The organism is Zobellia sp. B3R18 (genome assembly GCF_018860715.1).
GTDB classification, from domain to species: Bacteria; Bacteroidota; Bacteroidia; order Flavobacteriales; family Flavobacteriaceae; genus Zobellia; species Zobellia russellii.
Genome location: NZ_JAHKQG010000011.1, coordinates 912,925 through 924,809, shown reverse-complemented (window position 1 = coordinate 924,809; position 11,885 = coordinate 912,925). Strand labels below are relative to the sequence as shown.

General features: G+C 39.6%; 10 protein-coding genes. 8 read left to right on the top strand and 2 right to left on the bottom strand.

Annotation, left to right across the window (positions count from 1 at the left end):
- Nucleotides 1-32: 32 nt before the first annotated feature.
- A complete protein-coding gene (locus KO513_RS10415) occupies nt 33-1,421 on the top strand; it encodes an MATE family efflux transporter (protein WP_215913329.1) in 1,389 nt (462 codons plus the stop codon).
- A 36-nt stretch (nt 1,422-1,457) separates the two neighbouring features.
- Here the strand turns inward: KO513_RS10415 and KO513_RS10410 are convergent, their stop codons facing one another.
- Nucleotides 1,458-2,786, bottom strand: coding sequence for an alpha/beta hydrolase family protein (locus KO513_RS10410; protein WP_215913328.1), 1,329 nt, complete (start codon nt 2,784-2,786; stop codon nt 1,458-1,460).
- Nucleotides 2,787-2,845: 59 nt separating this feature from the next.
- Nucleotides 2,846-3,658, bottom strand: a complete 813-nt coding sequence (locus tag KO513_RS10405) for an EcsC family protein (protein ID WP_252735751.1) — start codon at nt 3,656-3,658, stop codon at nt 2,846-2,848.
- Between the two features lie 162 nt (nt 3,659-3,820).
- Between KO513_RS10405 and KO513_RS10400 the strand changes: the two genes are divergently transcribed.
- The 7 genes from KO513_RS10400 (at nt 3,821) to KO513_RS10370 (ending at nt 11,834) form a co-directional block, all read left to right on the top strand.
- Nucleotides 3,821-4,363, top strand: a complete 543-nt coding sequence (locus KO513_RS10400; protein ID WP_246560161.1) for a CopD family protein — start codon at nt 3,821-3,823, stop codon at nt 4,361-4,363.
- Nucleotides 4,364-4,478: 115 nt separating this feature from the next.
- Complete coding sequence (locus KO513_RS10395; protein ID WP_215438187.1) at nt 4,479-5,888, top strand: sensor histidine kinase; 1,410 nt, start codon at nt 4,479-4,481, stop codon at nt 5,886-5,888.
- Between the two features lie 42 nt (nt 5,889-5,930).
- Nucleotides 5,931-6,710 carry an enoyl-CoA hydratase/isomerase family protein gene (locus tag KO513_RS10390; RefSeq protein WP_215436424.1) on the top strand — a complete coding sequence of 260 codons (780 nt, stop codon included), beginning with the start codon at nt 5,931-5,933 and terminating at the stop codon, nt 6,708-6,710.
- 22 nt (nt 6,711-6,732) lie between these two features.
- On the top strand, nt 6,733-8,283 hold the full coding sequence (locus KO513_RS10385; RefSeq protein ID WP_215913327.1) for a hypothetical protein: 1,551 nt from the start codon (nt 6,733-6,735) through the stop codon (nt 8,281-8,283).
- A 19-nt stretch (nt 8,284-8,302) separates the two neighbouring features.
- Nucleotides 8,303-9,415 (top strand): PA0069 family radical SAM protein, encoded by a 1,113-nt coding sequence (locus KO513_RS10380; protein WP_371735591.1) that lies wholly within the window; start codon nt 8,303-8,305, stop codon nt 9,413-9,415.
- A 228-nt stretch (nt 9,416-9,643) separates the two neighbouring features.
- Nucleotides 9,644-11,050, top strand: coding sequence for a glycosyltransferase (locus tag KO513_RS10375; RefSeq protein ID WP_215913326.1), 1,407 nt, complete (start codon nt 9,644-9,646; stop codon nt 11,048-11,050).
- Between the two features lie 223 nt (nt 11,051-11,273).
- Nucleotides 11,274-11,834 (top strand): porin family protein, encoded by a 561-nt coding sequence (locus KO513_RS10370; RefSeq protein ID WP_215913325.1) that lies wholly within the window; start codon nt 11,274-11,276, stop codon nt 11,832-11,834.
- Nucleotides 11,835-11,885: the final 51 nt, after the last annotated feature.

The window sequence follows — 11,885 nt, the reverse complement described above, 5'->3', positions numbered from 1 at the left end:
GCCTCTTGTATGAAGTAGATAACTGATATAAAATGGCTAAAGTATCATCGGAACAGTTAGGGTCGGAACCAATTGGTAAGCTTTTGGTAAAACAGGCCTTGCCTGCCTCTATTGGTATTTTGGTGATGTCACTTAACGTACTGGTAGATTCCATTTTTGTTGGTAATTGGATAGGCTCTATTGCCATAGCCGCAATCAATGTAGTACTTCCGGTATCCTTTTTTATTGGAGCTTTAGGAATGGCTATAGGTATTGGAGGGTCCAGTATTATTTCAAGGGCTCTTGGGGCGGATAATTACGAAAAGGCTATAAAGACTTTTGGTAATCAAATTACCTTAACCCTTTTGATTACCACCGTAATGGTTGCTTTGGGGCTTTATTACATAGATGTACTTATACCTGCTTTTGGTGGCAAGGGAACCATTTTTGAACCTGCAAAGATTTACTACACCATTGTACTGTACGGAGTGCCGTTTTTGGCCCTTTGTATGATGGGTAATACCGTAATTAGGGCTGAGGGAAAGCCTAAATTTGCGATGATAGCCATGATTATACCCTCCGTAGGGAACCTTCTTATGGACTATATATTCATTTATGTTTTTGATTGGGGCATGGAAGGTGCAGCCTGGGCAACTACTGTTGGATACGTGCTATGTGCGGCATATGTTTTTTACTTTTTTCTGTCTAAAAAATCGGAACTAAAACTTAGTCCGGCATGTTTTAGGCTTGATTTACCCATTATTAAAGAAATTGGTTCCTTGGGTTTTGTAACCTTGTCAAGACAAGCTACTACAAGTGTAGTCTACTTACTAATGAACAACATTCTTTTTGGTCTTGGTGGAGAGGCTATGGTAGCGGTTTATGCCATTATCGGTCGTATGTTAATGTTTGCGCTGTTTCCTGTATTTGGGGTAACCCAAGGTTTCTTGCCTATTGCGGGATTTAATTATGGTGCAAAAAAATACCAAAGGGTACGAGAGTCCATTAATACCGCCATAAAATATGCGTCCTTATTAGCAGCAGTTGTTTTTATTGGGCTTATGAGTGTTCCGCAAGAAATAGCCTCTTTGTTTTTAAGTGATAGGGCAGGGCAATCTGCTCATGATTTGGCCGCTAATGCGTATGTTCTAGATCATATATCCCTAGCTATGCGGTTGGTGTTTGCTGCAACCCCTATTATTGCTTTACAACTAATAGGTGCCGCTTATTTTCAAGCTATTGGTAAGGCGGTGCCAGCATTACTTTTAACCTTGTCCAGACAAGGCTTCTTTTTTATTCCGCTTATATTGATCTTGCCCAATTACTTAGGCGAACTGGGTGTGTGGCTTTCCTTTCCCATAGCAGATGTGCTGGCCACTATTGTAACGGGTTTCTACTTGAGAAAAGAAATCAAGAACACTTTAGTCGCAAAAGAAGCGTAAACTTTATCTCTTCTTTGACCTTAAATTTCAATTTTATTACTGCTTCATATTCGTTAATGCCGCTTTTGAGTGCAATAGTTCCATACCTGTTGAAGATCTAGGTTTAAAACCGTGCCAATCCTGTTCGTTGGATTCTTTAGGGATGTTCAAGTATACGTCATAATCGGCACCTTTTAAGTGGGTTCCCAAAAATGCGGTTAGAAAATGTTGGTTGATGTTGTTGATCTTTCTTTGGTCCCATGAAGGTTCGGCATATCTGTAATATTCGTCAATATGTAAACCGGGTTGAAGCGCTTCTGCTGGTGGAGGGTTCGGAGCTACGTTATGTCTCGCATTTTTATAGGTAAGTAAGTATCGGTCTGCATTAACAGCGCCCTCATAAATGGCTTTAATACCTTTTTCGTAACCAGAAATATCATCTTGGTCGCCTGCAATAAAGAGTGTTGGTTTTTTCAACCCTGCCAACCCGTTGGCATCCCAAACACCACGTTCCATTCCCCATGGGGCAAAGGCAACTACTGCTTTAATTCTGGGGTCAATCTGTTTTTGATATTCAGCGTTACTGGCCGCTAAAGCTGAGATTGCCGTGCTACCTCCTGTCATTTGTCCAAAGAAAGCTGTAAGACCATCGCTATAACCGGCACCTCCAACATTTAAAACACCATAGCCACCCATAGAATAGCCAACGATACCAATGTTCTCTGAATCTACCATTCCAGCGAGAGGGTCTTTTGATGAGGAGTTTCCTTTTTCGGCAATCGTATTGACAACAAATTGGATGTCTTTAGCCCTGTTCAACAAGGTGCTCTGAAAAGCATTGGCATCTTTAAAAGTAGAATCCGTATGGTCTATTGAAACCACTACATACCCTTTAGAAGCAAGGTTTTCAGTTAAATAGGTCATTAAATATCTAGAACCTACATACCCGTGCGATACTATGATTAATGGGTATCCGCCAGTAGTTGTTTTGGTTGCGGCATCGCGATAAGCCCTGCCTTTAAAGGTAAAAGGAACCAAGGGACGTAAAGAATCGCCACGGGTGCCCATTACTTCTTCATAAACTACGGTAGTATTTTTTTCCATAGGAGCTTCGGACGGGTACCAAACCTCTATGGTAAGCGGCCTGTCATATGTAGGGTCCGTGCCCCCTTTTGAATTTAAAATATCTACTTGGTTCTTATGGGTTAGCTGAAGCGTGCGCACGCCAACGGTATAATCGCCTCTGGCGGCAAGTTGAGGTGCATCGGGCAATTCATCTCCATAAAGAAATTCCTGTGCTTGAAGTGCAGGTGAAGTGCATAGAAAGAGTAGCAGTGCTGCTACTAAAGAGCGTTTTTTTGAGGGGGATTTTAACCTTGTTTTCATAATGTTTGAGTTGAGTTATTGCTAAATGTAATGAAATTAAGCAAGATGATGATTTTACCCTACGCTTTTGTAATGGAAAGTTGCTCGTATTCCTGCTTTATAAGGGCTGCACCATATTTTCGTTCTAATCGTCTAATACTAAAATGGGCATGCGCCATATTCTGAAAGTGGTCTATAAACGCCAGATTGATTGTAGCCCCTCCCGCGGCACCAACAATTGGGATGGCCTGCGCAACGAATTTCTCGGAGACTTGAACACTAAATTTTGAAGCTACTTGGGCAATTAATTGTAAAATGGGGTTTCCGGTGGTGTTCAATATGGTGGTGAGGGTCTTTCCCGAAATACCGCTTGCCCCTTTCACTGCTGAGCCTATAGCAAGTCTGGTAGCGTAGTATCCGGTGTCCAGATTATCATCATGCTTACTTTTTCCACCAAGGGCGAAAACCTGCAAACACGCCAATTGCGAATCAAGGGTGTCTAAATTTTCACCTTCGCTTCGCGCAATATCCATAATGGAACGCATCATTAGTTTAGTTGCCAAAGTAAGGTCTACCGCAAATGCCGTAGCTCCCAGAGCACCTCCAATGGCACCGGATGAGGTTACTAGGGCCTTATAACGATTGTTGGACGGTATAGCGGTTTTTTTTCGCATTGAGATTAAATTACTTTTCACCACAGTGTGCAATACTTTGTAGGTTACTTGCTGTAGCCAATTGCGTTGTTTCTGGGGTAAAAGTTGAATGCGACTTTCTATAATATTACCCATTTTGTTAAGACCTTGCATGGCCCAACCTATCTGCTCCATCTTTTGTTTGGCGCTGCTAAGTGTCTGGAAATCTTCCGGTGTCATTTCGTTTTTTAAAATTTTCAAAAGATGATCGTTTAAAATATGGGTTGCCCTAAATTAAACATTCTTCTAAATATATAAGGGCTTAATGGCGTAAAGGATTGTATCATAAAATTCATTTTGGGTTATGTAAAAGGAGTTTGTGGTTTTTCCTAACTTTGAGCAGCAATTCTAAAGCCTGTTCCATTGTACGAATACATAAAAGCGTTACACCTTATTTTTGTGATTACATGGTTTGCAGGGCTGTTCTATATACCGCGCCTATTTATTTATCATATTGAGGCTTCTGAAAAAGCATCACCTGAAAGGGAGATACTTACCAAACAGTTGCAGTTAATGGCAAAGCGCCTCTGGTATATCATTACTTGGCCGTCTGCGGTTCTCGCCATTGGTTTTGCCATTTGGTTATTGGTTTTAGTTCCTGCATGGCTACAACAACCGTGGATGCACGTAAAACTTGTTTTTGTTTTGTTGTTGGTGCTATATCATTTAAAAACGCATCAAATTTTTAAGCAATTACAGCGGGATGAAGTTAATTACAGTTCCAAATTTATGCGCATTTTTAATGAGGGTGCCACGCTTATTTTGTTCGCTGTAGTTTTTTTGGTGATTCTTAAAAGTGCCTTTAATTGGGTGTTTGGTGTGGTTGGAATTATCGTTCTTGGAATTCTATTAATGCTCGGCATTAAATTGTACAAGCGTATAAGGTCCGAAAACCCCGAGGCATAAACTATTTTAATGCGCTGTAGGCCGTATTAAAAATGGCGTGATATTTGCTACCTTTGGTGTAAACTCCAGTCTTTTGTTTACAAAACTTTCCTTAAGGTCGCGCATCTTCCTATCTATGATTCTGCTGGTAGTCATAGCTTCTATTCTAATTGCAGGAGTTACCGTGTATCAGTATAAAGAGCAATCCGAAGATTACCACTCCGAACGTTTAGAGCGAAAAGAAGAGCAGGTAAAGCAAAGCGTAGAGTATGTTTTAAAAAAGACAACCTACCCTGTTACGACAGAGAATTTGGGACTTATTTTTAATGAGGAAATTTACCAGATTGCCAATGTGCAAAATCAGAGGCTTAATATCTATGACCTAGAAGGGCAGCTTATAAAAAGTTCAAGGGCCAAATTTGAGGTAGATTCTATCGCAAATTGTTTGAGTCCGTCTATTCTGCGATTGTTGGAAACAAGCCCCACTAAGCGCTTTGTGGACCAAAAAGCATTGGCTGGTGATAATTATAAGGCGTCTTATACGTACATCAACGATAAGCGATTTAAACCAATTGGTATTTTAAATTTACCCTATTACGAAGATGATTCGTTCAATAATATGGAGCTTAAGGAGTTTCTTATGCGCTTGGGCGGGGTTTATTTTCTAATGTTGTTGATAGCTATTGGTTTGGCTTATTTTATTTCTACTTATATCACCCGGTCGCTTCAGACCATTTCCGACATGTTGGGCAAGACAGATTTAAGGAAAAGCAATCAAAAAATATTGATAGACAACCCAAGTGAGGAAATTGAAAAGCTGGTGACCTCGTACAATGCCATGATCGACGAACTTGAAGACAGTGCCGTAAAATTGGCGCGTAGTGAAAGGGAACAGGCTTGGCGGGAGATGGCAAAGCAGGTGGCGCATGAAATCAAGAATCCCCTAACCCCAATGCGGCTTACCGTTCAAAGTTTTGAGCGTAAATTTGACCATCAGGATCCCAACATCGATATAAAAATAGCCGAGTTTTCAAAAACACTCATCCAGCAAATTGATACCATGAGCAGCATTGCTTCTGCGTTTTCCAATTTTGCCGAAATGCCCGCCCAGCAGAACGAAACCCTGAACATCGTGGAAATCGTAAGGTTGGCGCTTGATATCTTTAATGAAGATTACATTCACTTTATCTCTGAAGAAAAAGAAATTATTACGAAATTAGATCGTACACAACTCATACGTGTGGTTACTAACTTGGTAAAGAATGCCATTCAGGCCGTTCCGGAAGTAGATGCTCCAAGAATTGTAGTATCGGTAGGAACAGAAGGTGATTTTGCTAAAATCTGCGTAGCGGATAACGGTATTGGTATTGGGGAAGGCTTTAAAGAAAAAATATTTGAGCCCAAGTTTACCACAAAATCAAGCGGAATGGGATTGGGTCTGGGCATGGTAAAGAACATAGTGGAAACCTACAAAGGAGCTATTACGTTTACGTCAAAACCGGATAAGGGAACGGTGTTCTCCGTTAAGTTCCCACTTGTAAAGTAGATGAACGCCAACAAAAAATAGAATACTAAAAAAAATAGCTATATGAAATTCAATAATGTTCTTGTGGATGATAATCAGCCTACGGCAATCGTAACTATTAACCGTCCCACAAAGTTGAACGCCCTTAACCGTGAAACCATTCAAGAACTACACGAAGCGCTTAAGGCATTGGAAGCGGATAAAGAAATTAAGGTCATTATCTTAACCGGTAGTGGGGAAAAAGCTTTTGTTGCCGGTGCCGATATTTCGGAGTTTGCTGATTTTTCCGAAAAGCAAGGTGGAAAATTGTCCGCCAAAGGACATAAGATTCTTTTTGATTTTGTTGAGCAACTGTCCAAGCCTGTAATTGCCGCTGTTAACGGATTTGCACTTGGCGGTGGGCTAGAGCTTGCCATGGCATGTCATTTTAGAGTAGCGAGCCATAATGCTAGAATGGGTCTTCCAGAGGTATCGCTTGGGGTTATTCCCGGTTATGGTGGTACCCAACGTTTGCCGCAATTAGTAGGCAAGGGCAGAGCTATGGAATTGATTATGACTGCAGGTATGATAGACGTTGATCGCGCATTGAATTATGGACTGGTAAATCATGTGGTTTCCCAAGAGCAATTGATCGAGTTTTGCCAGAAGTTGGCAAGCAAGATATCGAATAACTCTCCGGTCGCGCTCAGTTATGCAATAAAAGCAGTAAATGCGGGTTTTAAGAATAGTAATGGATATGACGAAGAAATAAAGGCTTTTGGAGCTTGTTTTGGCACCGAAGACTTTAAGGAAGGTACCTCTGCTTTTTTGGAAAAGCGTAAGGCCAACTTTCCTGGTGAGTAGCATGTCCGCTTAAAACCTACTTATGCGAACCCGAAAGAGCCTAACAGCGTTACTGTTTTTAGCTGCCCTAACGTTTACGAATGCCCAAGAAATCCCCGTGGACTATAAGCTTGGAGAGAATTATTCCGATAGGTATAAATATTCTACCGTGTTGACCATAGATCGCTCTGTCCAAGAACAGACGGTTCTTGTTCGTACCTATTACGGAGGAATGCCTCTACGGCCCAAAGGTCATTTTATTGAGGTATACGATGCCGAACTTAACTTGGTAGCTGACCATAATTATAAATATGCAGGCAGGCATATGGTTGATGGTTTTGTAAAGAACGGTCAACTTTATTTATTGGAACTGGTTTATGACCATAAAGACGAGGCGTACAATTATGTGGTACACCAGAGTCCGCTGGACGAGTTCAATTTTACGGAAAGAAAGTTGCTATCCATTCCTTCCAAAGAGGTTTTGAATCCATTGGCGGTTAACAAGTACAACCGCAATTTTGGCAATGGCTTTTCAACGGCTACCCATTTTAATGATGACAGAACGGCTTTTGCCGTAACTGTACACCACAGGGAAGGAAAGAAAGAGAAGTATCACATCTATCTTTATGGCACGGATTTAAAGCTTCAATTGGACTATGATTTTAGCGCCAATATTGAGGAAAAGAACTATGCCTTTGAAAACATTGAGGTCTCAAAAGATTTAAAGGAGTTGTATTTAATGGGAAAGGCCTTTTTCAAAAAAAGAAGGTTTGATGTAAAAGAAAGACGCTTTCAATATGAGTTGGTCAGGATTACCCAAAACGGATTTAAAACTCAAGAATTTGCTGATGCGGGAAGGTTTCCAGAATCTTTAAAACCCGTATTACTGGGTAATGATTTAAAAGCTGTTGGTTTTTACGCAGATCGAAAAGATAATAGGTACAATGGCTTGGTGTATTTTAATCTAGACGCCAATTCCTTGGCTATTAAAGCAAAGAAATACAATCCGTTTTCTGATCAGTTCATGTTGGATAAATTTGGGCGTGAGGTAGATGCAGAAATCAAGAATCTTATTTTTAAGAGTGTGCACATAACCCCAAACAAAGATATTCTTTTTAGTGCCGAAGAGTATTTTGTAACTGCAGGACAAGATATAGGAACAGGGGCTACCAAAAAAGTAGACCGTTTTCATTACAATGATATAGTATTGGCAAAGCTGAACGCTTCCGGTACTATGGAATGGGCCCGTAACATCAATAAGGCCGAAGTTACCCAAGGCGATGCTTCGTATGCTTCCTATACCGCATATGGTGAGGGAGAAAACATGTACTTCTTCATCAATTCTGGAGAAAACCCACAGAAAATGAGTAAAGAAAGAATTTTGTTCAAACAAGGGTTTAGCAGAAACCCAAATATGTTTGTTATTAAAGTAGACGGGTCAGGTGATCTATCGTATAAAAAACTTGTAGACGACAAGGAGGTAAGGTTGCCTATTATGGTTTCAAGGCCGTTTATTGATGAGGCTTCCGATCATCTTTTGTTTTACGCTAAGCGGGGTACTAAAAAGCAATTAGTTGAGGTAACTGTTAAATAGTTATTGAAATTATTTGTAATTGGATTTATTCCATAAATTTGGAATAAATCCAATAGTGTTGAAAAATGAGTCTTACATTAAGGGCCGTGGTGCCCAGCAGAACGTTCACAACAAATTTCTACAGAACGTTTATGAAACCCGCGATGATTTTCTGGAATTTTGCCGAATAGAGGGTGAAGAAGCCGATAGAAACAAGACGCAGTACATCCCCATCTTTCCAAAAACCATTGTAAACAAAGTTACCAGCCCAGATGTGGGTATGCAGTACTCCATGAATCCTTACCAAGGTTGTGAGCATGGTTGTATTTACTGCTATGCGCGAAATACTCACGAGTTTTGGGGCTATAGTGCGGGACTGGATTTTGAACGTAAAATTTTAATAAAGAAGGATGCGCCAAAACTGCTCGAGGAAAAAATAAAGAGTAAACGGTGGGAAGCCAGAACCATTGTGCTTTCTGGGAATACAGATTGCTACCAACCTGCCGAGCAGAAGTTTAAAATTACCCGTGCCTGTTTGGAAATATTCTTAAAGTACAAGCACCCCGTAGGTATCATTACTAAAAATGCTTTGGTACTCCGTGATCTGGATATTTTAAAGGAGTTGGCAAAAGATAGATTGATAGGAGTGAATGTTTCGGTTACCTCATTATCGGAAGATACAAGGCGTGTTTTGGAACCAAGAACTACAACCATTAAAAAACGCCTGGAAACCATTCGTGTTCTGTCACAAAACAATATTCCGGTCAATGCCATGCTCGCTCCCATTATTCCCGGTATCAATAGTCACGAAATCATGAATTTGGCGAAAGCGGTATCTGAAAACGGTGCCAAATCTTTTGCTTTTACCGTGGTCAGACTTAATGGGGCGATAGGACAAGTTTTTACGGATTGGATTCATAAAACCCTACCCGATAAGGCGGATAAAGTTTTGCATCAGATTGAAGAATGTCATGGCGGTACTTTAAATGACAGTCGTTTTGGTGTTCGGAGCAGAGGAGAGGGGAAAATAGCCACCCAAATTCATGATTTGGTACGTCTTGCGCGTCACACTTATTTTAAAGACAAATCCTTTCCTCCACTCAATCATGATTTGCATGAGCAATTCAAGGACGGTCAGCTAAAATTATTCTAATAAAACGACAAAATTTGTTTTTAGTACAATCACACTAAAAACCATTCAATTGCTTAGCATTCATAAATTGTATAGGCAGCTTTTATCAATTATAGTTTAGAAGGGTCAAATTGTTAGTATACCTGTAATATTCTGTATCTCTTGGGGTGTTAAAATAGTGTAAAGGAAAAATCCGAACCGCAATCCGGTATCGTATAAGCTACTCAGAACATCATTGAGATACATTTTATGAAAATGGAAAATACAGTAGAAAAGACAACTTCAAAAACTAGCTTGTTACAAAAGTTCAAGATTTTTATTGAGACAGCTAATGCTTGGGGCATTTTTGTAATGGGAAGCACCTTTGTTTTAATGATAGGGGCAGCCTATATGTCCTATGTTTTACGAAGCGACTTAAATCAGTTCAACATAGAGCGTGCAAGCTCCAGTTTTGGTCAAGGTTTTATGTATTTGGCACTTGGGCTGTTCGTTTTTAAAGCGTTATTCTTTCTTTTTGTTATCTACAAGTACTTTAAATACAAGGCAATAAGTTCCGTATCTAATGAAGAACTGCCTACGGTTACGGTTATAGTGCCCGCTTACAACGAGGGAAAACAAGTATATGATACTTTAATGAGCTTGGCGGAAAGTGATTTTCCTCATGAAAAATTACAGTTGTTGTCTATAGATGATGGTAGTAAAGATGATACATGGCACTGGATGAAGGAAGCCAAAAAGGTTTTAGGTGATCGTGTAACTATTTTTCAGCAACCTAAGAACATGGGTAAACGTCATGGTCTTTACAGAGGTTTTAACGAGGGTACTGGCGAAATTTTTGTTACGGTAGATAGTGATTCTATAGTTGATAAGGATACCCTTCGTAATTTGGTTAGCCCATTTGTGGTAAACAAAGACTGTGGCGCCGTTGCAGGAAATATACGTGTATTGAACAATAAAAGAGCATTACTTCCAAAAATGCTTGATGTTAGTTTTGTAATGAGTTTTGAATTTGTTCGTTCTGCAGAAAGTGCATTAAACTCAGTGCTTTGTACTCCCGGTGCTTTAGCGGCATACCGTAGAACGGCTGTTTTTAACTGTTTGGATGCATGGATCAATCAAACTTTTATGGGGCAACCTTCAGATATTGGTGAAGATCGCGCAATGACCAACATGATTTTAAAGCAGGGTTACCACGTGTTGTTCCAAAGAAACGCTTATGCTTATACCAATGTACCTGAAAAATACAAAGGTCTTTATAAGATGTTCATTAGATGGGGTAGAAGTAATGTTCGTGAAAATATTGAAATGTCTAAATACGTTTTTACCAATTTTAGAGAAGGTTCAAAATTTGGTTCGCGGTTGTTGTTCATTAGCCAATCCATAAAGATATTGATGAGCTACCCATTCTTGTTTTTCATGTTCTTCTTTATTTTAACTCACCCACTTTTATTTTTGAGCTCTACGCTTGTGAGTATTTTGGTGTTGTCTACGTTCCCAGTTCTTTTTTATGCGAAGAGATATGATTTAAAAGAGTCGGTTTGGGCATATTCGTACAGCATCCTATTTACATTTGGATTGTTCTGGATAACCCCATATGCCATTGCTACGGCAAACAAAAGAGGATGGTTAACCCGTGAATTACCAACGAAGAAATAAGTAATTACCAAATATGGTCTTACTACAAATGCCCAAGCGATAATCTTCGTTTGGGCATTTGCTTTTCTTAATGATGTAAGATGTAAAAAGTATTTATAAATACCGATAGGTTCTTTCAAAGTGGACTTTCTGTATTAATTCATGTAGGGTTTTATATTTTTATGTTAACCTTTTTATGTGTTTGACACTAACTGATGAAACAGTTAAACAAAACATGTAGATTATGAAAAAACTAGTATTCTTTTTAACCGCGCTTTTATCGATTACTGCTATTCAGGCCCAAGATTTTGGTTTTGGGGTAAAAGGGGGCATTAATATAGCTTCAATTGGTGGCAGTGCCTATTCGGGCTTAGGAAGTTTAGGAACAAAGGTGGGCTTTCATTTAGGTGGAGTGGCGGAATTTTCCATTTCGGATAAAATAGCGGTACAACCAGAGTTGTTATACTCATCGCAAGGCACAAATTGGGATTATGGTACTAATGACAATAACCTGAAGTTGGACTATGTAAATCTGCCCTTACTTGGAAAATATTATTTTTTGGAAGGACTTAGTGCCGAAGCAGGTCCATTGGTAGGCTTTTTAATAGCCACAAATGAAGATGATGATGACCGTTTTAAGAAGTTAGACGTTGCTTTTGCTATTGGAGCCTCGTACAAATTGAACCATAACATCTTTTTTAGCCTTAGGTATAATAAGGGTATTGCCAATATAAACGGAGATTCTTATTCAGGAGGAAATAGTCAAAACAACGTATTTCAACTATCCGCGGGATACGCTTTCTAAATCAAAATAAAAAAAGCGCAATAGGAATGTTTTTCCCTATTGCGCTTTACT

Excerpts from the sequence above, each read along its gene's own strand:
- KO513_RS10375 (WP_215913326.1), top strand. The coding sequence starts at position 9,644 with ATGAAAATGGAAAATACAGTAGAAAAGACAACTTCAAAAACTAGCTTG.
- KO513_RS10390 (WP_215436424.1), top strand. The coding sequence starts at position 5,931 with ATGAAATTCAATAATGTTCTTGTGGATGATAATCAGCCTACGGCAATC.
- KO513_RS10395 (WP_215438187.1), top strand. The coding sequence starts at position 4,479 with ATGATTCTGCTGGTAGTCATAGCTTCTATTCTAATTGCAGGAGTTACC.
- KO513_RS10370 (WP_215913325.1), top strand. The coding sequence starts at position 11,274 with ATGAAAAAACTAGTATTCTTTTTAACCGCGCTTTTATCGATTACTGCT.
- KO513_RS10410 (WP_215913328.1), bottom strand. The coding sequence starts at position 2,786 with ATGAAAACAAGGTTAAAATCCCCCTCAAAAAAACGCTCTTTAGTAGCA.
- KO513_RS10385 (WP_215913327.1), top strand. The coding sequence starts at position 6,733 with ATGCGAACCCGAAAGAGCCTAACAGCGTTACTGTTTTTAGCTGCCCTA.
- KO513_RS10415 (WP_215913329.1), top strand. The coding sequence starts at position 33 with ATGGCTAAAGTATCATCGGAACAGTTAGGGTCGGAACCAATTGGTAAG.